The sequence below is a fragment of the Exiguobacterium sp. S22-S28 genome (genome assembly GCF_043359615.1).
Lineage (GTDB): Bacteria > Bacillota > Bacilli > Exiguobacteriales > Exiguobacteriaceae > Exiguobacterium_A.
The window spans coordinates 62,543-84,041 of sequence record NZ_JBHFFC010000030.1 but is presented as its reverse complement, the minus strand read 5'-3'; the positions used below and the strand labels follow the sequence as shown (position 1 = coordinate 84,041).

Genomic DNA, 21,499 nt, shown 5'->3' with positions numbered 1-21,499 from the left:
ACGAGCATCTTTTTTATTGCGATAATTTTTGTTGTTCGAACTCGACTTCGAGGACATTTTTGGCATAATCCTTACCCCAATCGTACATCGCATCCAGAATCGGCATCAGACTGTGGCCGTGTGGCGTCAATGAATATTCGACTTTCGGCGGAACGACCGGATAGACTTCCCGGTGGATGATATGGTGATCTTCGAGCTCCCGTAATTGATTAACGAGCATCCGTTGCGTAATGCCGGGCATCAGACTTTTCAGCTCTCCAAAGCGTTTGGTGCCTTCTTTCCCGAGGTGCCAAAGAATCAGCATCTTCCATTTGCCCCCGATGATCGAGAGGGTCAATTCCTTTTCACAATTAAACTGCCGGTCTTCAAAATGTGGCATCATCCCACCTCCTTTTTTAGTATAGCCCTCTTGTCATCGACAGTATACTTTTCCGCACTATGTATGAAAAACCGCACTATGTAAATTAAAAGTGCGTACTTCCCAAGTTCGTCTATCAGGATTATATTTAGTCATGTTCCTTCACGAACGTCAGAAGGAAGTGCCAGGATCCATAAATAGAGAGAAGAATGGGAGAGATCAATTATGAAATTACAATTAGCAATCGATTTAGTAGATACAGCAGGTGCTATCGCTTTAGTCAAAGAAATTGGCGAAGAAAACTTAGATATCGTTGAGATCGGAACACCGGTCGTCATCAACGAAGGGCTTCGCGCCGTTAAAGAAATGAAAGCGGCTTTCCCGAACTTAACGGTTCTCGCCGACTTAAAAATCATGGATGCTGCCGGCTATGAAGTCAGCCAAGCCGTCGCACACGGTGCCGACATCGTGACAATTCTTGGAGCAGCCGAAGATATGTCAATCCAAGGTGCCGTTGAAGAAGCGAAAAAATCAGGCAAGAAGATTTTGGTGGATATGATCGCTGTCAAAGATATCGCGACACGTGCGAAAGAGCTTGATGAACTCGGTGTTGACTACATCTGTGTCCACACAGGTTACGATCTTCAAGCCGTCGGTCAAAACTCGTTCGAGGATCTCGCGACAATCAAGTCCGTTGTTAAAAACGCCAAAACAGCAGTTGCGGGCGGCATCAAGATGGAGACATTACCGGAAGTCATCGCAGCACGCCCAGACCTCATCATCGTCGGTGGCGGGATTACCGGACAAGACGACAAACAAGGAACAGCGTCAACGATGCGTCGGATGCTGCAAGAGGCGTAAATGACACATATTCAAACGATTTTACAAGAGCTGACGTCGACGGTCGAAGCGATTGATCAAGCCGAGACGACGCAACTCGCCGAAGCCGTTCTGAAGGCAGACCGGATCTTTCTCGCTGGAGCCGGTCGCTCCGGCTTGATGGGCAAAGCGTTTGTCATGCGCCTGATGCACATGAACTTCGATGCGTATGTCGTCGGTGAGACGGTCACCGCGAACTTGCGTGAAGGAGACTTGTTGATCATCGGATCAGGATCCGGTGAGACGAAAACACTTGTCCCGATCGTCGAAAAAGCGAAACAGATCGGTGGAACCGTCGCGGTCGTAACGATTGAGCTGACGTCGACACTGGCGAAGTTAGCAGACTTAACCGTCAAGCTGCCGGGCGTGCCGAAAGAGCGGACAGCCACGGCAGACGAAACGGTTCAGCCGATGGGATCATTGTTTGAACAAACGATGTTGCTGTTCTATGAGGCGTTGATTCTCCATATCATGGCGGCGAAACAACTTGATTCAAAAACGATGTACGGCAAACATGCCAACTTAGAATAGAAGAAATCATAAGACCGGTAGACGTGTTTAATGCGTTTGCCGGTCTTTTTTTTGGTATAATTTTCAAAAAGGTTTTGCCCATTTGTGTGAGTTTATTCGGATAATAGAAAGAATCGACCTGTGATAATGAGAGAAACGAAGGGGTAGAAAGGAGGACGGGGAATGCGTTTTGTAAAGCCGATGACAACCATCGTATTGATCAGCAGTTGCCTGCTGTCGGGATGCATGACTGAGACGGAAGAACCTGCCGTGAAACCGCCTGCTGACGTTAAGACAGTAAAACCAGTTGAAGAAAAAAATGAGGTGGAGGAATTTTTAATCAAAGAGCCATCGAAAGATGCGGATACACCGGGAAAAGCGGCTGTTGAACAAATTCAGCTGACATTTAAAAATGGACAAACGGCTGTCCCGACCGAAGACGATGTCTTGTCGGAAGCAATTCTCGGTCAAAAAGCGGTGGTCAGTCTGCATGCACCGGAAGGACAGAATGATTACATGGTTTTGTTCTATGAAAAGGTTAATCGTTGGACATTAACCGGGATTCTTCCTGTGACGGGGCCGAATACATCCAGGCGTTCGGAATCACGTGGATTGAAGCTTCCGTTTCAAACGTTTAGGTCAGACGAAATGACCTGGAGTGATGCGAAAAACGCACCGACCACATGGACGTTTGCCGGGAAACAGGCAATCATCACGGTCTCAAAGCTGTCGCAGCAAACGATGGACGATAATCAATCAGCGGTCGTGACATTATCAAACGGAATTGAAGCATATATCCATGAGACGAAGCGGGAAGCCAGTTTGTCTTATCAGGACAGCGAACAGACGGTTCTCTTAGCCGGAAACGTCTCGGTGGCTAGTCTTAAAACACTTGCTGAATCACTGCCATCTGTCACCTCACTGTCGTTTCCGTATGCTGAAACAGAATGAAAAAATCGCCCGTTTCACGCAACTCCTGACAGAGTAAGTGAAAACGAGCGATTCTTTTTTTACATATTTAATTTCTCACCACTTCAAATCAAAATCAGCCCCGACATCTTTCGCCAAATGCGCATCCGATCCGTAAACGAGCGGAATGCCTAAAGACTGCGTGAGTTGTAGGAGTTCCGGGTAAGGATAGGAAAGACCGCATAACGGTTTCCGCAGTCCAGCCGTATTGAGATCGAGCGTAAAGTCCGCCTGACGGATTTTCCGGACCGTCTCGTCGAGGTTCGCCGGCGCCTGTTCGAGCGGATAGGCTTGAATGAATTTGGTCGGCAACGTCAGGTGACCGAGGCGTTTTGGCTGATGTGTGCCGAGGTTCGTCATGACGAGTGCCTGGATGCCTTCGTAATAGCGTTCATGAGCCGCCGTGACACTGCCCGTCGCCGTGACGATCTCACCAAAACTTTCCTTGCTGAAGTCGACCATGTAATACCGGTCCTCAATCCAGAGGTAATGCAGCGACAGGATGCCGTCCGTCAGCTCGGGACCATAACGGGCGATGATGTCCCGCGTTCCGTCGACGTCATGTTCCCAGTAATCAAACTCCATTCCGATCCGGATGTCGATATCGTTTTTGTATGTGTCGCGTAACGTCTTCAGTTCTTCAATGTAGCGTTCGGCTGTCGCAAACGACATCCCGGAATCGTTGTCGGGTGCCGGATCGACGAGTCCTTCCGGCAGCGGGGCGTGCTCGGTGAAGCTGATCCGTTCGAGACCTTGTAACAGGGCGCGTTCGATATACGCTTCGAGTGGATCCTGTGTTCCGTGCGGACAGTACGGGCTGTGGACGTGACCGTCCCATTTGATCAATTGCATGACAAAACCTCCAATATGTTTTTTTTCGGTGCGAAAACAGGCAAAAGGATTGACAATCGAACCACAAAAAAGGTATCTTATCGTTAAATAATTTAGCGTGGTACAGTGATAACAAGATAAAGGAGTGGCGACATGCAATCATTTTCTACGATTCGACTCAAAGACGGGGCGACGGACTACGTCGGGCAATCAGCTGAACGCCTGCAACGTGTCATCCGCCAACTCGAGGATGGGCTCGAACAATCTAACTATACCCGATTAATCACCCCTTTAATTGAAGAAGTCGGTGGCCGGGAACAAATTCGGATGGATTTTACGACAAGTGTCGCGCGGGCGCTCAGTGAGCGGGGCCGCGAACAATATAAACGCGTCTTTTACAGTGGTTCGGTCTTCCAGCCGGAAGAAAAGTTCCAAGTCGGTTTTGAAGAACGGGGCGTCATTGCCGAGGTTGAAGCAATCCAACTCGGTGTCCGGTTGATCGAAGAATTGACCGGTAAAGAAGTGACGTTGTCGATCGGCGACGCCGGACTGATTGAACACTTGATTGAAACGCGGGTCGGTGATCACCACCTGCGGGATCAAGTGACCCAGATGTTGCGGTTACGGAACGTCATCGAACTGAAACGGATTGCCCGGGAACTCGATGATGCCTTGCTCGCCAAACTCCCGCTCTTGTTTGGTCGCGAAGGGGCGGAACAGATCTTGCCATATGTCGACGAAACCCGCTTAAATGCCGTCATTGATTTAGCAGACGCCGTCAATGCCGATCTCGACTTCGGACAGATGGGGCTGCAGACATACTATGATGGCGTGACGATTCACGGTTTCATCGAAGGTGTGACCGAGCCGGTATTGGTCGGAGGACGATACGACCGGCTGTACGAACAATTTGGTCAGGAACAACAATCGTTCGGGATCGGATTTTCCGTCGAACGACTCGCGGAGGTGCTCTAAATGCGGATTGGGATTACGAAAGGCCGGCTGTCGAAAACGACGGAACGGTATTTAAAAGAAGCAGGCGTCGAAACGTGGGGGGCGATCGAACGGGAATTGATCGTCAAACGCGGCGAACATGAATTCGTCTTCATGAAAGGATCGGATTTGATTCCGTACGTTGCCCAAGGTGTCCTCGACGTCGCGATCACCGGCAGCGACATCCTGCTCGAATCGGATCAGGAATTGTCGGAACTGGCAGAGCTTCCATTCGGGATTTGCCGGATGTCGGTTTGTGCGAAAGAGCCGTTGCAGTTCGAAGGCGGACGGCGGGTCCGAATTGCGACCAAATATCCGGTCATCGCAAAACGTTACTTCAGTGAACTGGGTGTCGATGTCGATATCGTGCCGCTGAACGGTTCGGTTGAACTGGCACCATTGCTCGGACTTGCCGATGCGATCGTCGATATCGTCGAAACGGGTGAGACACTTCGGGCAAACGGTCTTAATGAATATGAAAAAATCATCGATATCAACGCCCGATTCTTTACAAGCGAGTGGACGTTGAAACGCAAACGCGTTGAAGTGATTCAATTACTCGAACAGCTGACAGAAGGAGTGACTCGGTAATGGCAACGACAAAAAACTTCAGTGTCGACCGTGAGACGGAGCAAGCCGTCCGGTCGATTCTGGAACAAGTGGCAAACGACGGCGATGCAGCCGTCCGTCGCTATACAAGTGAATTTGACCGCGTTGATCTGACAGACTTCCGCTTGGATGAAACCAAAATCCAAGAAGCATTTGATCAAGCCGATCCGAATCTGGTCGACTCGTTAAAACTGATGGCGACTCGACTCGTCGAGTGGCACGAACAAGAATTGCCGTCCGACATCGAACTCGTTGAAGCGGACGTCACCCGTCGCCAACGGTTTGTTCCGGTTGACTCGGTCGGGATTTATGTCCCGGGTGGAGCAGCAAGTTATCCGTCGACCGTCCTGATGAACGCGATTCCGGCTAAAGTCGCCGGTGTCGAGCGAGTCGTCATGGTGACACCGGTCACCGGTCTCAGCACGGAAGTATTGGTCGCGGCGAAAATCGCTGGTGTGACAGAAATCTATACGATCGGCGGCGCCCAAGCCGTCGCTGCCTTGACGTTCGGTACGGAATCGATTCAAGCAGTTGATTTGATCGTCGGACCGGGTAACCGGTTTGTTGCCGAAGCGAAACGTCAAGTCTACGGTATCGTCGGTATCGACTCAGTCGCCGGACCGTCAGAAGTCGTCGTCATCGCTGATGAGACGGCGCATCCGGACCGGATTGCCGCTGATCTCCTCGCACAAGCGGAACACGACCGTGACGCCGTTGCGATTGCCTTTGTCCCGACAGAAGCGATGAAAGCGGACGTCGATGCGGAACTCGAACGCCGGCTGCAACAATTACCGCGCGAGGAGATTGCACGCCGGGCAATGGAAAACGGTGGTGTCTTCGTCGCTTCACTCGATGATGCGATTGAAGAAGCAAACCGTTTGGCCGCCGAACACTTGGAGCTCGCTGTCGCGAACCCGCAAGAGGTCGTCAAGTTGATCCGTCACGCCGGGATGATTTTCCTCGGACACGAAACACCGGAAACACTGGGCGATTATGTCGCCGGGACGAACCACGTCTTACCGACATCGGGGACGGCACGCTTTGCGTCCGGCTTATCGGCACGAACGTTCTTACGTCACCAGACGATGCTCGAAGCGACGCGGGAAGGTGTCGCCCGACTAGCAAATGCCGCGAAAACGGTCGCCCGGGTCGAAGGACTCGAAGCACACGCACAAGCGATAGAAGTGAGGGAGAACTGATGCGATTACACCAAAACGAACGATTTACGGCACACAGCCCGGTTGGCATTGAGACGATCAAACAACTCGTCGAGACGTTTCCGATCAATGAATATCCGGTCGAAGTCATCGACCAAGCGAAAGCATCGTACAGCGCCTATGCCGGTGTCCGTCCGACGCAACTCGTGGCCGGGAACGGCTCCGACGAACTGATTGGTTACCTCTGTGCCCGCTACGCCGGTCCAGAGTCACCGGTCATCGCCTCGCAACCGGATTTCGTCATGTATCAGTTTTATGCCGACCGCGCACGGGCTGACTTCAGTAAAGTCCCGTTGCTCGACGGGATGGCACTTGATATCGATGGACTGCTCGCTGCGCCGGGCAACATCATCTTCCTCAGTCATCCGCACAATCCGTCGGGAATCTTGCGGAAAGAGGCGGATGTCCGCCGATTGCTCGACAGCGGAAAATATGTCGTGATTGATGAAGCTTACATCGACTTTGCCTTTGAGCAATCGATGGTCGCTCTGCTCGACGAGTATCCGAACGCGATCATTCTCCGGACGTTGTCGAAAGCGTTTGGTCTCGCCTCCCTACGACTCGGTTTCCTGATTGCCAGTGAACAGGTCGTCGCGGAAGTCGAATCAATCAAGTCGCCGTATAACGTCTCCGGACTCTCGGCTGCCGTCGGAATCGCCATCATGGCCGAGCCGGAACTGGATCTTGTATTAGAAGAAACGTTCGCGAGCCGGGACACGATTGCCCGTCTGGTCGAACCGCTTGGCAGAACGTATCCGAGTGCTGCGAATTTTGTTTACGTTGAATATGAGGAAGCTGAACGCTTCACCGAACGTTGTGCCAACGCCGGACTGCGGATCCGTTTGTTTGACGGAGCCTTCCGTGTCAGTTGCGGCTCGGCGGAAGCGATGGAAATCTTAGAGAAATGTGTAGAGGAGGAACTGCAATGCGTCGTGGGACAAGTGAACGAGTAAGTTCAGAATCAGAAATCAAGGTGGCGGTCGACCTCAGTGGTGGACCCGTTGAAATCAAGACAGGCGTCGGTTTCTTTGACCACATGTTGACCTTGTTTGCCTTTCAGGCCCAGATTGGTCTTGTGATCGAAGCGAAGGGCGATCTCTGGATCGATGCCCACCATACGGTCGAAGATACGGCGATCGTTCTCGGAGCTGCCTTGACGGAAGCGTTAGGCGACAAAGCCGGCATCGAACGGTACGGCGAATCACGTGTGCCGATGGATGAGACCCTTGCCTCGGTCGTCCTCGACTTCAGCGGTCGTCCGTATACGGTCTTCCTCGCCGAATTCAAAAATCCGAAGCTCGGTGATTTTGATACGGAACTGGCGGAAGAGTTTTTCCAAGGCTTGTCCCGCAGTGCGCGGATGACGATTCATGCCCAAGTCCTCTACGGTTCGAACACGCACCACATGATCGAAGGACTATTTAAGGCACTGGGTCGGGCTGTCCGTCAAGCAGTTGCCGTAACCGGTGACGGTGTCCCGTCGACGAAAGGACTGATTGACCAATGATCGCAATCGTAGATTATGGTGTCGGCAATATCGCCAACATCGAACGGGCGTTAAAAGAGCTCGGAGAAGCCGTCATCGTTACAAGTGACCTCGAGTTACTTGGACAGGCGGAAGCACTCGTCTTACCGGGTGTCGGTGCCTATGCCCCGGCAATGGCCCGGTTAGAAGAGACGGGATTGATTGAGTTCTTACAGGAACAAGCGACGAAAAAACCATTCCTCGGGATTTGTCTCGGGATGCAATTGTTGTTTGAATCAAGTGATGAAGACGGACAGACACAAGGGCTCGGTATTTTACCGGGAACGGTCGAAAAGTTACCAAGTGACGTCCGCTTGCCGCATATGGGCTGGCACCAGTTGACGAACCATGGCGAAGCCGTTTATTTCGTCCATTCGTACGGCGCCGTCTGTGAACCGGACTGGATCGTCGACTCGGTCGAATACGGACGACTCGTCCCGGCCATCGTCCAAAAGGACTTGGTGACAGGGATGCAGTTCCATCCGGAGAAGAGTGGCGAAGTCGGATTGAAATTACTTAAGGAATGGAGAGAGACGACATGCAACTCTACCCAGCAATCGATTTAATGAGCGGACAGGCCGTCCGGCTCAAACAAGGTGATTTTCAGCAGCAGACCTTTTTCGGGGATGCGTTGACAATCGCGAGACGGTTTAAAGAAGACGGTGCGACAGCGATTCACTTGATTGATCTCGATGGCGCCAAAGCCGGTGAACCCCTTCACTTGAGCCTGATCGCAGACATCAAAAAAGAAACCGGTTTGTTCGTTGAAGCCGGCGGCGGCGTCCGGAACATCGAAACGGTCGAAGCCTACGTTGGCGCCGGGATTGATCGGATTTTGATCGGCACCGTTGCGCTCGAAGACGAAGCGTTGCTTGAACAGATGATTGAGCGGGCCGGTGATAAGTTGGCTGTGGCACTTGATGCCAAAGACGGCATCGTCCAGACACGCGGCTGGCTCGAAGCGAGTGACTGGACGCTCGAACGGGCAATCGAACACTTGATTCAAAAAGGCATCAAGACCTTTTTATATACGGACATTTCCCGCGACGGGATGATGCAGGGACCAGATGTTGACGGACTCGACCGCTTAAAACGGGACGGCGTTGAACTGATTGCGTCCGGTGGTGTGACGACGGTCGAAGACGTCGCCCGCTTAAAAGAGATCGGGATGGACGGTGCCGTCATCGGTCGTGCCTTGCTCGACGGTTCGTTGTCGTTGAAAGAGGTGCTTCGCGTATGTTGATGAAACGGATCATTCCTTGCCTCGATGTCAAGGAGGGGCGCGTCGTCAAAGGCGTGAAGTTTCAAAATCTGCGCGACCTCGGCGACCCGGTCGCCGTCGCGAAATACTATTACGAACAAGGTGCCGATGAGCTGGTGTTACTTGATATCTCGGCAACGCAAGAAGGACGCGACACGATGCTCGATATCGTCGAGCGGGTGGCGGAAGTCATCTACATGCCGTTTACGGTCGGCGGCGGCATCAAGACGCTGGAAGACGCGAAACGATTGATTCGCGCCGGTGCCGATAAAGTCTCACTCAATTCATCGGCGTTACAGAACCCGCAACTGATTCAAGACATCAGCCGCTTGTTTGGTGTTCAGGCGACGGTCGTCGCGATCGATGCCAAGCGGGCTGGTGATTCGTGGGGCGTCTTCTCGCACGGCGGCACACAAGCCGTCGGACGGGATGCAATCGAATGGGCGAAGGAAGCGGTATCGCTTGGAGCCGGTGAATTGCTCGTCACATCGATGGATGCAGACGGAACAAAGGACGGCTACGATCTGGAATTGATTCAACGTTTACGCGAAGTCGTCAATGTGCCGTTGATTGCCTCCGGTGGGGTAGGGACACTCGAACACTTGGCGGAAGGGCTTGAAGCGGGAGCCGATGCGGCGCTAGCGGCATCGATTTTCCACGAAGCGACCTATACGATGCCGGAGACAAAAGATTACTTGAAGGCGAGAGGAGTCGACGTCCGATGATTGAATTGAATTTTTCGAAAGGACTCGTCGCAGCCGTAATTTTAGATGAGACGACAAACGATGTCCTAATGGTCGGCTTTATGGATCAGGCGGCTTACGACAAAACGCTTGCAACCGGACTCGTCACGTTTTTCTCGCGGACGAAAAACCGGCTTTGGACGAAGGGCGAGACGAGCGGGCATACGCTTGAACTGCGCCGTATGTGGATCGACTGCGATCAGGACAGTCTGTTGATCACTGTCAAAGCAAACGGACCGACGTGCCATACCGGCAATCGGACATGTTTCTATACAGAAGTGGAGGTGCCGCATGCTACATGAACTTGAACGCACGGTAAAGGAAAAAATCGCGTCACAAGATGAGGCGTCTTATACGAACTACCTGGTCAAAGCCGGGCGGGAAAAAATCGCCAAGAAGTTTGGTGAAGAAGCCTTTGAAGTCGTCCTCGCGGGCGACGACACACTCGCGGAAGAGACAGCAGATTTGCTGTATCATCTGACGGTGTTGCTTGCTGATCGGGGTGTTTCGTTCACCGACGTCGAAGCTGTCTTGAACGAACGTCACGGGACGAAGTCGACGTTCAAGGATCGACCGGATATCGAACAGTGGTAATCCACGGCTCTGCATTCCTCAAACGGGATGCAGAGTTTTTTTGCTGAAAAAAATGGGAAAACAACAAAAGAATTGTCATCAAATCGTCAGAACATTTTGATAGGCGTTTAATAGAAAGCGAGCGTATAATCAAGAGCATAGTCTGTTTGTCCAGAAAGTAGGTGTCATCTTGATCACGAAAAAAGAAATTACGAAAACGATCAAAGAACAATCAAAAGAAACAATCGAAGAGTTGCTTGCGAAAGGCGACTCGTTAAAAGAAGAAGTGGCTAGTGCGATTACGCACGGACTGGGTGTCATCTTCAGTATCGTCGCTTTAGTATTGCTAGTCCTGCAAGCCTCGAAGTCGGGCAGTGCCTGGAACATCACCGCCGTCAGTATTTTTGGCGCGACGATGATTTTACTCTACCTGTTCTCGACGTTGATGCACTCACTCATGCATACGCGTGCCAATAAAGTCTTACAGATCCTCGATCACGCGGGAATCTACTTATTGATTGCCGGGAGTTATACACCATTTGCCTTGATCACGTTGCGCGGACCACTCGGTTGGACGTTGCTCGGCATCGCCTGGGGTGTCGGGATACTCGGGATCATCTGGAAACTGTATTCGACCGGAAAACATGTTTGGATTTCGAACGCCTCGTATTTGATTCTCGGCTGGTGTTGTATATTCGCCATCAAACCGATGTATGAAGCCCTTGGTTTACAAGGATTCCTTCTCCTGCTGGGCGGCGGACTCGCCTATTCACTTGGTGTCATCTTTTACGTCTGGGCACGCTTGCCTTACAATCATGCGATTTGGCATCTGTTTGTCCTCGCCGGCAGTATCTTAATTTTCTTATCGATTTTCTATTACGTGGCGCCGGCATCGGCACCGTTGTCTTGAAAAACTTAAAGTTACGGGACTGGCTCCCGTTTACACTCTACATGCTGATGGGTGTTGGACTGCTCCTGTATTTCCGTTTTTCGGGAATGATGGAGCAGTTTGATATCCAGGCACTATCGGACTGGATTCGCCAGCAGGGTGCTTTCGGCATGTTGCTGTACATATTGGCTTATACGATCCGTCCGCTCGTCTTTTTCCCGGCGAGCTTGTTGACGGTCTTTGGCGGTTATACCTATGGTCCGTGGATCGGGACGATTCTCGATGTCGTCGGTGCCGGAACCGGCAGCCTGCTCAGCTTTTGGATTGCCCGCCTGCTCGGTCGGCGCGGGATTGAAAAAATCATCGGTACCGGTAAATTAACAGCGCTCGATGAACGGATCGCGACGAATGGATTTGTCGTCGTTTTGATCGTCCGTCTGATTCCGCTGTTTCCGTTTGACGCGATCAGTTACGCGTCGGGCTTGTCGAAGATTAAATTCCGGCAGTTTGCACTCGCCAGTTATCTCGGCATCATTCCCGGTGCCTTTGTCTACAACAATATCGGTGCGAGTCTCCGGGATCCGTTTTCCTGGCAGTTTTTCTTTGCCATCTTCTTATATCTCTTATTTTTTACCGTCGGTTTTTTTGCACAACGGATGTTACGGAAAAAACAAAACAATGAGCATATGTAAGCGCTTTATGTCATAATATGAATGCAGAGATGTGAACCGACATGGTAAAACAGCCTAGCATTTATTTAGGGGGAGTAATGAGTGATGGAACGAGTATTACGGGATGGTTTTATCTTTTTATCGCAAAACAAGACATTGAATGGTCTGGCGAAACGGTATGGTCTGAAATTCGGTGCGGGTCGCTTCGTCGCGGGGGATTCACTGGAAGCCTCAAAACGTGCGATCCAGGATTTGAACTCAAAAGGATTGTGCGTCACGATGGATCACCTCGGTGAGTTCATCTCGACGGTCGCTGAAGCGGAAATGATGACGCAGGAATGTATTCGTGCGGTGGAAATGATTGCGGAAGAGAAATTAGACTCGCAACTTTCCCTGAAATTGACGTCGCTCGGTCTCGATATCTCGGATGAATTGATTCGCTCGAACATGGAACGGATTTTGACACGGGCGAAGGAAGTCGGCGTTTTCGTCACAATCGACATGGAGGACGAGCCGCGTTGTGAAAAGACGATTCAACTGTTCGAAGAATTACGTCAATCGTTTGATAACATCGGGACGGTCATTCAGTCGTACTTGTACCGGTCGGAAGACGACATCAAACGTGTCGGACGATTCGAGACGAACTTACGGATTGTCAAAGGGGCATACAAAGAGCCGGCAACGGTCGCCTTCCCGGAAAAAGAAGATGTTGACCATAACTACATCAAGCTCGTCAAACTGCAACTCTCACTCGGTAATTATGCCGCAGTCGCGACGCATGACGATGCGATGATCGAACAGATCATCCGCTATGCCAAAGACAACGGCATCGGCAACGACAAGTTCGAATTCCAGATGCTGTACGGCATCCGTGTCGAGCGTCAGCTTGAACTCGTGAAGCTCGGCTATAAAGTCCGCGTCTACGTCCCGTACGGTCGTGACTGGTACGGCTACTTCATGCGCCGTTTGGCAGAACGTCCGGCGAACGTGGCGTTTGTCCTTAAAGGCATGGTTAAAGGATAATAACGAATAATAGAGAAAGGAAAGATGGAGCTGTCATGGCTTCATCTTTTTTTATCATTTCTTAATAATTGTTCGAAAGATTTTTACGTCCCGTGCTTTCCTCGGGCGAGACGCAAGTCGCGGCTCCTTGACCTATGGGGTCAATGAGCCGGGTCTCGCCTGTCTCGGCAGCGCCAAAACCGCGCTTTTTCCCGTAGGAGTCACGGGAAGCAAATCTTTCTTCACTTACTACATAGGAGGCGTGGTCATGGATGTAACGGAACAGCAGTTGAAAGTGCAGCTGCAACAAGAGGATACTATTATTTCGGAGGAACTGCTTGATCAGATGCTGCATCACATCGGCAGTTTGGATCCAGCTTTACGGGACGGACTTATTTATCCGCAATTAGTTGAATGGATCATGTCGGAAGAGTTTTCCGAAACATCAGCTGAACGGATTGTATCGTTCGTTTTGAGTCAGGATGGCTTATTTTATCAATTGACGGAGCCGGATGACACCGCCGTCTTCACCCGTTCATTTTCGGCTTTGCTTTTGGCGGCAGTATTGGAAAAGGATATCGCGAAGCCACAATTGGACGAGAAGAGATACGAACAGCTCTCCGAACGATTGTTGACGTATCTCAAAAACGAAACAGATTTTCGAGGATTTGTTCCTGACTATGGTTGGGCGCATAGTATTGCACATATTGCCGACGTCTATGATGCTTGGTTCAAGCATCCCCAGTGTCAGATCAGAAATGAGCAAGCGGCGATTGCCCGGTTCATCGAGATTTTGATGACACCGGACTATGTTTTTATTGATGAAGAACAGGAACGTGTCATCACTGCTTGGTTAGCGGCACGAGAACAAGGAATGACAGACGAAATCTTGTTTACGACGATTGAGACATCAGTCCAAGCCTTGCTTGATCTACCGGTGAATTGGAGCGACGAACGATTTACTGTGCTCCGCAATACAAAACAATTACTACGGACACTGTACTTTCGGGTGAAATGGCAAGACAAGACATCCATGCTCCCGGAACAGATCGAACACTTGCTGTTTCAAATCCATCAACGGTATCAGTAAACAAAAAACAGACGTGTCCACTCGACTTCTACGGGAAAAGGAAGCTTGCTTCCGTCAGGGACAGGCAAGACCCGGTCATTGCTAGATGGGCGCGGCTTGCGTCCCGCCCGAGAAAAGCGGGTGGACATACGTCTGTTTTAGAACTTATGATTTTTTGGTTCTTCAGCACTCAATCCATTTACCGCGTCCGAAAAGCAAACAAACAAGAAAAAGCATGGGCCTGATCGAGCAACCGTTGTCCGGTCATGACGGCACCTTCTTTTTGAATGACGGCTTCGTCAAGCAACGTCCAGCCGAGTTCATCTGCCAGTTGGACGAGTTCCCACGGCATCATCGTATTGCCCATCGGTGCGTCTTCTCCATGCAGGCGACGGTACGATAACGCTCGTGGTGCCGCCGTTGGTCCGAGCAGACTGATGACGACGAGCGGGGAAACACGGCTGATCTCTTTAAGTACCGTGACGGGGCGCGTCGACCATTCGAGTGAATTGACGGCGAGGACGACGTCAAACGTATCATCCGCAAACGGTAACGCTTCACCGGTTCCGACGACGAAGTCGAGTTCCGGTGATTTGGCACGGGCGATCCGGATCATCTCTTCCGACAAATCCAGTCCTGTGACCTGAAATGCGTCCGCGAGCAACCGGCAAGCCGCGCCGTCGCCGCATCCTAAGTCGAGTAAGTTACCGGACGTGATGACGGACTTCAGAAACGGAATGATCGTTTTCCGGCTGCCTGTCGTCCACATCATCTCCGATCGTTCCGCCCAATCGGTCGCTTTTTGATCCCATAATTGTTCCGTCGGTTTCATGAGAATTCCCCCTTTGCTTTCAGTCTAACAGGAAAATTTGACCAATAGCTGATTTTTTATTGCTACTGAATGATAATTCATTTATGATGGAGAGGTAGAAGGAAGCAGTGGAAAAACGGACGGCTTCTTTTTTTGTCAGAATAATGAATGGTTGTTCATTCAATTACGAATCAGGGGGTCTATCATGGCGAGTCAAATCGGTCAGCCGACCACAGTACACACGACGAAACATATTCAATTCGCCGTCATTATCGGTTCAGGGGTCATGGGTGCAGGGATTGCCGCACACCTCGCGAACGCGGGAATCCGGACATTGATGCTTGATATCGTACCAAAAGAATTAACCGCGCAAGAGACGAAACAAGGATTGACGCTGGATGATGCAGCAGTTCGTTCACGGATTGCCCGCGACAACCGGCAGAAGTTACTCAAACAAAATCCGGCACCACTGGCTTCGAAGCAATTACTCGATTTAATTGGAGTCGGAAACCTCGAAGACGACTTGGAACGCCTCAAAGAAGCGGACTGGGTGATTGAAGTCATCGTTGAACGGCTTGACGTCAAACAACAGTTGTTTGCGACAATCGAACCGTTCTTGCGCGAAGATGCGATCGTCAGTTCCAACACGTCAGGGATTTCCATCGAAGCGATGCGTCAAGGACGTTCGGATTCCTTTAACGCCCGGTTCCTCGGGACCCACTTCTTTAATCCGCCGCGTTACTTGAAGTTACTTGAACTGATTCCGACAAGTGACACGGATCCGGAAGTCGTCCGGTTCATGAAACAGTTTGCGGAAGAACGTCTCGGTAAAGGGGTCGTCATCGCAAAAGATACACCAAACTTCATCGGCAACCGGATCGGCACATACGGTCTGCTCGTCACACTGGATGAGATGAAAAAGGGCGGCTATTCGATCGGGGAGGTCGATTCCGTCACCGGACCAGTACTCGGTCGTCCAAGCTCAGCGACGTTCCGGACGCTTGATGTCGTGGGGATCGACACATTCGTTCACGTTGCGAACAACGTCTACGACCTGTTACCGGATGGAGCGGAAAAAGACACGTTCGCCGTGCCGGCAGAAATGAAACGGTTGGTCGACGAAGGATCACTCGGAGCGAAGTCGGGACAAGGCTTCTATAAAAAAGTCGGCAAACAGATCCTGGAACTCGATCTTGCAACGTTTGAATACGTCGAAAAGAAAGCGCTTACTGAACCATCGATCGGTCAAGCAAAAGCTCTTCCGGGCGCCAAAAATAAACTGAAAGCCGTTGTCTTTGCGAAGGACCGTGTCGGTGCCCTGCTGTGGCCGATCCATGCGAAGACGTTGCTGTACTCGGCTCAACTGACACACGAAATCGCGGATGACATCAAAGCGATTGACGAAGCGATGAAATGGGGCTTCGGGTGGAAAATGGGACCGTTCGAGACATGGGATGCGCTCGGCGTCGAGAAGACGGTCGCGAAGATGAAACAGGACGGCTATGACGTACCGGCTTGGGTCGACGAGATGCTTGCGTCAGGCGTCACCAGCTTCTACAACGAAGAGGGTCAGTTCTATGATGCGCAGACACAAACGTATGTCGGCAGTGCCGTCAATCCGAAAGAAATCCGCTTACGCGACGTCCGCAAATCAAACGGCGTCTTGCTTGAAAACAACGGTGCCCGTCTGCTTGATCTCGGAGACGATGTCGCAGTCCTTGAATTCACGTCGAAGAGTAACGCGATCGGCGTCGACATCATGCAGATGATCGAACAGTCGATTGATCTCGTTGAAAAAAATCACCGGGGTCTTGTCATCGCCAACGACGGCAAAAACTTCTGTGTCGGGGCGAATCTGGCGATGATGTTGATGGAAGCAGAAGATGAAAACTGGTTCGAACTCGACTGGATCATCAACAAGTTCCAGCAGTCGATTCAAAAAATCCGTTACGCGTCGCGTCCGATCGTCGTTGCCCCACAAGGGATGACGCTTGGCGGCGGAACGGAAATCTCGCTTCCGGCAGCCCGTTTGCAGGCCGGTCTTGAAACGTATATGGGACTCGTCGAAGTTGGTGTTGGTCTGATTCCGGGAGGCGGCGGGAACGTCAACACGTATCGTCGTCTGCTTGAGAATACACCGGACGGACTCGTCAACATCGAAAAAGCCGCGCAGAAGACGTTTGAGAACGTCGCGATGGCGAAAGTCTCGAAATCAGCCTTTGAAGCACGGGAACTCGGCTATGTCCGGACCGTCGATCAAATTTCAATGAACCGGGATCACCTGACGCATGATGCGAAACAACTGGTGCTTGAGCTCGACCGGACCGGTTATACGGCTCCAGCCCGTTCCCGGATTCCAGTCGTCGGTCGTGCCGGGAAAGCGACGCTTGAACTCGCAACCCGCGAGATGTTCTACGGCGGCTATATCTCGGAACATGATTTAAAAATCGCTAGTAAACTCGCACACGTCATTGCCGGTGGGAACGTCTCGTTCGGCACACAGGTCGATGAGCAGTACATGCTCGATATCGAACGGGAAGCCTTCTTGAGCTTGATCGGTGAGATGAAAACACAACAACGGATGCAGCATATGCTTGTCAAAGGCAAGCCGCTCCGTAACTGATGACTGGGGGGATTCGAATGAAGGAAGCAGTAATCGTCGCTGGTGCACGGACACCAGTCGGCAAAGCCAAAAAAGGATCGTTTAAGTCGATGCGTTCTGATGAACTCGCAGGAATCGCCATCAAGGAAACATTGAAACGCGCGAACTACACCGGAGCAATCGATGACGTCATTCTCGGTTGTGCCTTACCGGAAGCCGAACAAGGGATGAACATCGCCCGGTATGCATCGGTCCTCGGAGGACTGTCGCATGAAGTGCCGGCGATCACGATCAACCGGTATTGCTCGTCCGGTCTCCAATCGATTGCCGATGCCTCGATGAAGATCATGACCGGCCAAGCGACAGCTGTCATCGCCGGCGGACTCGAATCGATGAGCCAGATCCCGATGCCGGGACACGTCGTCCGCCCGAATCCATCGATCGTCGAAACGGCACCGGAATATTATATGAGCATGGGACATACGGCAGAACAAGTCGCTGCGACCTATCAGGTCTCACGCGAAGATCAAGATGCCTTTGCCCTGAAAAGCCATCAAAAAGCAGCCGCTGCGATTGCGTCCGGCAAATTCGTCGACGAAATCGTCCCGGTGACGGTCATGGAACAGTACGTCAACGATGAGTTGAAGATTGAAGAAAAGACGTGGGTCGTCGAACACGACGAAGGTGTCCGCGCCGATTCATCACCGGAAGGTCTCGCCAAGCTCCGTCCGGCATTCCGCCTCGGCGGCAGTGTCACAGCGGGGAACTCGTCACAGACATCAGACGGTGCAGCTGCCGTCTTGATTATGGAACGGGAAGAAGCGGAACGCCAAGGACTGCCGATTCTCGGGAAGTTCAAATCGTTTGCCGTCGGCGGTGTCCGTCCGGAAGTCATGGGAATCGGACCGGTCGTCGCGATTCCAAAGGCACTTGAACTCGCCGGCATCACGCTCGAAGACGTCGGATTGATTGAATTGAACGAAGCCTTCGCGTCCCAATCGCTCGGTGTCATTCGGGAACTCGGTCTGAACGAAGATATCGTCAACGTCAACGGCGGCGCGATTGCGCTTGGTCATCCGCTCGGTTGTACAGGAACGAAACTGACGTTGACACTGTTGCATGAAATGAAACGACGGAACGTCCAATACGGCGTCGTCTCGATGTGTATTGGCGGCGGCATGGGTGCTGCCGGTGTATTCGAACTAGTTGAAGGAGGAACAGGACAATGAGCCAAACAACAAACGAATTGATTAAAGGTGGAAGTTTTGTACTGGATGAGTTGCAAGCGGATCGTCTCTTTACACCGGAAGATTTTTCGGAAGAACACAAAATGGTTGGTGACATGACGGCGAAGTTCGTCGAAGACCGTGTCGTTCCAGTCCTCGACCGGATCGAAAAACACGAGTTCGAATTGTCGGTCGGTCTCCTGCGCGAAGCAGGCGAGCTCGGTTTGCTCGGTGCTGATGTCCCGGAAGCATACGGCGGCTATCAGATGGATAAAATTTCGTCTTCGATCATCACGGAGAAGTTTGCCCGCGGTCGCTCGTTTGCCCTCAGTTATGGTGCTCACGTCGGGATCGGTTCGTTGCCAATCGTCTTCTTCGGGAACGAAGAGCAAAAACAAAAATATCTTCCGAAACTGTCGTCTGGTGAATGGATTGCGTCTTACGCGTTGACAGAACCGGGCTCAGGCTCGGATGCCCTCGGTGCGAAGACAACGGCAGTCTTGAATGAAGCTGGAACGCACTATATCTTGAACGGGGAAAAACAATGGATCACGAACGCCGGCTTCGCCAGTCTGTTCGTCGTCTATGCAAAAATCGACGGTGATAAATTCACGGCGTTCCTCGTCGAAGGTGAGTACCCGGGTGTCTCAACCGGACTCGAAGAACAAAAGATGGGGATCAAAGGATCGTCAACACGGACGCTGATTTTACAAGATGCGGAAGTACCGGTCGAAAACGTTCTTGGTGAAATCGGGCGTGGACACGTCATCGCCTTCAACATCTTGAACGTCGGTCGTTACAAATTAGCGGTCGGTGCGGTCGGTTCATCAAAACGTGCGATTGATCTTGCGGTCCAGTATGCGAACGAACGCAAACAATTCAAAACACCAATCAGCTCGTTCCCGTTGATTCAGGAAAAGCTGGCGACGATGTCGGCGCAGACTTATGCGATGGAAAGTTCAGTCTACCGGACAGGCGGATTGTTCCAGGACAGTCTCGATCAGTTATCGGAAGAAGAGAGCAAGGACGGCAAGAAAATCGCCGATGCGATTGCCGAATATGCGATTGAATGCTCAATGAACAAAGTCTTTGCTTCGGAAACGTTTGATTATGTCATCGACGAAGCGGTCCAGATTCACGGTGGTTACGGCTTCATGGCCGAATACGAAGTCGAGAACATGTACCGCGATTCACGGATCAACCGGATCTTCGAAGGAACAAACGAAATCAACCGTCTGCTCGTACCGGGCACGTTGCTGAAAAAAGCAATGAAAGGCGACCTACCGCTCCTCGCAGAAGCGCAACGTCTGCAACAGGAAGTCATGAGCTTCATGCCGACGGAAGTCGGATCAGAACCTCTTGACCGTGAACGTCATCTGCTCGCGATGATGAAAAAGATCTTCCTGCTGACTGCCGGGACGGCCGTTCAGAAGTATCAGGACAAGCTCCAAGGCGAGCAGGAAATCCTCGCGAACACGGCTGACATCATGAGTGCGATCTATGCGCTGGAGTCTGCGATCGTCCGGACGGAAAAAGCGATTGCTGCCAAAGGCGTCGAGAAGAACGAACTGAAAATCCGTTATACGGAAGTCTTTGCACAACAAGCCTTTGAAGGCGTCGAGCGGGACGCGAAAGAAACGTTGTACGCGGCAGCGAGCGGCGATGAGTTACGGATGCTGCTGTCGGCACTGAAGAAGTTCAGCCGGTATCAGCCAATCAACTCGATCGGCACAAAACGTCAGATTGCGAAACGTTTGATCGAAGCGAATAAATATACTGTCTAAGTCAGGTTTACCGATTCGCCTTTGCAGGGAAAATCTCTGTAAGGGCGAATTTTTTTACATTGAAGGAGGGAGCAGGCATGCGACAAGACGTAACAGAACTTCAATTTGCCGTCGATTACTATAAATCGTTGGAGCGGCTTTCGGATGAAGAATGGCGGTTGCCGCTCGCAATCGATAAATGGACGGTCCAAGAATGTGTCAGTCATCTGTTTTTATGGGATCGGTATTACCTCGATCATGCGGTGTCGAAATTGCCGGATGAACCGTTGACGCTGGTTGAAACCGACTACGATGAGTTCAATCGTCTGGCGGTCGAGTATGCCCATCATATCGATGCACTCGCCTTGTTGAGAAAAGCGATTGCCGTGCGGCAGGAATTGATTGCGCAGCTCGATCGGTTGACGGACGAGCAATATGAGCGGACGTATGAAGGCACATTCCAGCCGAAATCGTTTGTTGCCTCCTTCGTTGCACACGATCACCATCATCAAGATCAAATCGATGCCGCGCTTGCCCGCTTGAAACGGGGCTGACCAATCTGCTAGTCTGAAGACAGAGGTGAGGAAAAGATGGTAACTATGTATGGCTATCCGAAATGCAGTACGTGTGTCAAAGCAAAAAAGGCACTTGAGGCAAATGGCGTCGAGGTCGATTACAAACACATCGTCGAGGAGACACCAAGTGCCGAGACGATTCAGGCACTTCATCAAAAGAGCGGCGAGCCGTTGAAGAAGTTTTTTAACACGAGTGGTCAATCGTACCGTTCGCAAGGCATCAAGGACCGCCTGCCGAATCTGTCGGAACAGGAGCAATATGAACTGCTCGCAAGTGACGGCATGTTGCTCAAACGACCGATCGTAACAGACGGGCAAGACGTGACAATCGGATTCAAAGAAGAACTCTATCAAGGAAAATGGTATTAAGAAGGCTAGTTCATTTGGTATACTGAATGCGTTAGTCCACTATCGAACACAGGG

23 protein-coding genes and 1 pseudogene are annotated in these 21,499 nt (G+C 51.4%); 21 read left to right on the top strand and 3 right to left on the bottom strand.

Annotated features, from left to right (window positions below):
- Positions 1-13: 13 nt before the first annotated feature.
- Positions 14-379, bottom strand: a complete 366-nt coding sequence (locus ACHA8N_RS13350) for a winged helix-turn-helix transcriptional regulator (protein WP_026827604.1) — start codon at positions 377-379, stop codon at positions 14-16.
- A 204-nt stretch (positions 380-583) separates the two neighbouring features.
- On the opposite strand from ACHA8N_RS13350, the gene hxlA reads away from it, so the two are divergent.
- From hxlA to ACHA8N_RS13335, 3 genes are all read left to right on the top strand, one after another.
- Entirely contained in the window at positions 584-1,219 is a 636-nt protein-coding gene (hxlA, locus tag ACHA8N_RS13345; RefSeq protein ID WP_026827605.1) for a 3-hexulose-6-phosphate synthase, read from the top strand.
- Entirely contained in the window at positions 1,220-1,768 is a 549-nt protein-coding gene (gene hxlB, locus ACHA8N_RS13340) for a 6-phospho-3-hexuloisomerase (protein ID WP_393965991.1), read from the top strand.
- 162 nt (positions 1,769-1,930) lie between these two features.
- Positions 1,931-2,698 (top strand): hypothetical protein, encoded by a 768-nt coding sequence (locus tag ACHA8N_RS13335; RefSeq protein WP_393965990.1) that lies wholly within the window; start codon positions 1,931-1,933, stop codon positions 2,696-2,698.
- 75 nt (positions 2,699-2,773) lie between these two features.
- Here the strand turns inward: ACHA8N_RS13335 and hisJ are convergent, their stop codons facing one another.
- Entirely contained in the window at positions 2,774-3,568 is a 795-nt protein-coding gene (gene hisJ / locus ACHA8N_RS13330) for a histidinol-phosphatase HisJ (protein WP_393965989.1), read from the bottom strand.
- A 132-nt stretch (positions 3,569-3,700) separates the two neighbouring features.
- Between hisJ and ACHA8N_RS13325 the strand changes: the two genes are divergently transcribed.
- The 13 genes and pseudogenes from ACHA8N_RS13325 (at position 3,701) to ACHA8N_RS13265 (ending at position 14,120) form a co-directional block, all read left to right on the top strand.
- A complete protein-coding gene (locus tag ACHA8N_RS13325; RefSeq protein ID WP_393965988.1) occupies positions 3,701-4,522 on the top strand; it encodes an ATP phosphoribosyltransferase regulatory subunit in 822 nt (273 codons plus the stop codon).
- Positions 4,523-5,131, top strand: coding sequence for an ATP phosphoribosyltransferase (gene hisG / locus ACHA8N_RS13320; RefSeq protein WP_012371233.1), 609 nt, complete (start codon positions 4,523-4,525; stop codon positions 5,129-5,131). It abuts the gene before it with no gap.
- A complete protein-coding gene (hisD, locus tag ACHA8N_RS13315) occupies positions 5,131-6,348 on the top strand; it encodes a histidinol dehydrogenase (protein ID WP_393965987.1) in 1,218 nt (405 codons plus the stop codon). The genes hisG and hisD overlap by 1 nt, the downstream gene beginning before the upstream one ends.
- Positions 6,348-7,319, top strand: coding sequence for a pyridoxal phosphate-dependent aminotransferase (locus ACHA8N_RS13310; RefSeq protein ID WP_393965986.1), 972 nt, complete (start codon positions 6,348-6,350; stop codon positions 7,317-7,319). Before hisD ends, ACHA8N_RS13310 begins: the two co-directional genes overlap by 1 nt.
- Positions 7,292-7,873 carry an imidazoleglycerol-phosphate dehydratase HisB gene (hisB, locus tag ACHA8N_RS13305; protein ID WP_214853042.1) on the top strand — a complete coding sequence of 194 codons (582 nt, stop codon included), beginning with the start codon at positions 7,292-7,294 and terminating at the stop codon, positions 7,871-7,873. The genes ACHA8N_RS13310 and hisB overlap by 28 nt, the downstream gene beginning before the upstream one ends.
- On the top strand, positions 7,870-8,457 hold the full coding sequence (gene hisH / locus ACHA8N_RS13300) for an imidazole glycerol phosphate synthase subunit HisH (protein ID WP_028105794.1): 588 nt from the start codon (positions 7,870-7,872) through the stop codon (positions 8,455-8,457). The genes hisB and hisH overlap by 4 nt, the downstream gene beginning before the upstream one ends.
- Complete coding sequence (gene hisA / locus ACHA8N_RS13295; RefSeq protein ID WP_214722093.1) at positions 8,430-9,134, top strand: 1-(5-phosphoribosyl)-5-[(5-phosphoribosylamino)methylideneamino]imidazole-4-carboxamide isomerase; 705 nt, start codon at positions 8,430-8,432, stop codon at positions 9,132-9,134. Before hisH ends, hisA begins: the two co-directional genes overlap by 28 nt.
- Positions 9,128-9,877, top strand: a complete 750-nt coding sequence (gene hisF, locus ACHA8N_RS13290; RefSeq protein ID WP_393965985.1) for an imidazole glycerol phosphate synthase subunit HisF — start codon at positions 9,128-9,130, stop codon at positions 9,875-9,877. Before hisA ends, hisF begins: the two co-directional genes overlap by 7 nt.
- Positions 9,874-10,489 (top strand): annotated as a pseudogene (hisIE, locus tag ACHA8N_RS13285) (bifunctional phosphoribosyl-AMP cyclohydrolase/phosphoribosyl-ATP diphosphatase HisIE). The gene hisF and the pseudogene hisIE overlap by 4 nt, the downstream one beginning before the upstream one ends.
- 223 nt (positions 10,490-10,712) lie before the next feature.
- Positions 10,713-11,378 carry a PAQR family membrane homeostasis protein TrhA gene (gene trhA / locus ACHA8N_RS13280; RefSeq protein ID WP_393966128.1) on the top strand — a complete coding sequence of 222 codons (666 nt, stop codon included), beginning with the start codon at positions 10,713-10,715 and terminating at the stop codon, positions 11,376-11,378.
- Entirely contained in the window at positions 11,375-12,049 is a 675-nt protein-coding gene (locus tag ACHA8N_RS13275) for a TVP38/TMEM64 family protein (protein ID WP_026827615.1), read from the top strand. The genes trhA and ACHA8N_RS13275 overlap by 4 nt, the downstream gene beginning before the upstream one ends.
- An 84-nt stretch (positions 12,050-12,133) precedes the next feature.
- Positions 12,134-13,051, top strand: a complete 918-nt coding sequence (locus ACHA8N_RS13270; protein ID WP_026832202.1) for a proline dehydrogenase family protein — start codon at positions 12,134-12,136, stop codon at positions 13,049-13,051.
- Positions 13,052-13,298: 247 nt separating this feature from the next.
- Positions 13,299-14,120 carry a DUF2785 domain-containing protein gene (locus tag ACHA8N_RS13265; RefSeq protein WP_393965984.1) on the top strand — a complete coding sequence of 274 codons (822 nt, stop codon included), beginning with the start codon at positions 13,299-13,301 and terminating at the stop codon, positions 14,118-14,120.
- 178 nt (positions 14,121-14,298) lie between these two features.
- Here ACHA8N_RS13265 and ACHA8N_RS13260 read toward each other — a convergent pair whose 3' ends face one another.
- Positions 14,299-14,931: a class I SAM-dependent methyltransferase gene (locus ACHA8N_RS13260; RefSeq protein ID WP_393965983.1), complete on the bottom strand. Its 633-nt coding sequence runs from the start codon at positions 14,929-14,931 to the stop codon at positions 14,299-14,301.
- A gap of 184 nt (positions 14,932-15,115) precedes the next feature.
- On the opposite strand from ACHA8N_RS13260, the gene ACHA8N_RS13255 reads away from it, so the two are divergent.
- The 5 genes from ACHA8N_RS13255 (at position 15,116) to ACHA8N_RS13235 (ending at position 21,445) form a co-directional block, all read left to right on the top strand.
- A complete protein-coding gene (locus tag ACHA8N_RS13255) occupies positions 15,116-17,533 on the top strand; it encodes a 3-hydroxyacyl-CoA dehydrogenase/enoyl-CoA hydratase family protein (protein ID WP_393965982.1) in 2,418 nt (805 codons plus the stop codon).
- Positions 17,534-17,550: 17 nt separating this feature from the next.
- Entirely contained in the window at positions 17,551-18,741 is a 1,191-nt protein-coding gene (locus ACHA8N_RS13250; protein ID WP_393965981.1) for an acetyl-CoA C-acetyltransferase, read from the top strand.
- On the top strand, positions 18,738-20,522 hold the full coding sequence (locus ACHA8N_RS13245) for an acyl-CoA dehydrogenase family protein (protein ID WP_119923357.1): 1,785 nt from the start codon (positions 18,738-18,740) through the stop codon (positions 20,520-20,522). The genes ACHA8N_RS13250 and ACHA8N_RS13245 overlap by 4 nt, the downstream gene beginning before the upstream one ends.
- A gap of 77 nt (positions 20,523-20,599) precedes the next feature.
- The gene (locus ACHA8N_RS13240) at positions 20,600-21,055 is read left to right on the top strand and encodes a DinB family protein (RefSeq protein ID WP_393965980.1); all 456 of its coding nucleotides are present in this window, start codon (positions 20,600-20,602) and stop codon (positions 21,053-21,055) included.
- 36 nt (positions 21,056-21,091) lie between these two features.
- A complete protein-coding gene (locus tag ACHA8N_RS13235; RefSeq protein WP_026832216.1) occupies positions 21,092-21,445 on the top strand; it encodes an arsenate reductase family protein in 354 nt (117 codons plus the stop codon).
- The last annotated feature ends 54 nt before the right edge of the window (positions 21,446-21,499 follow it).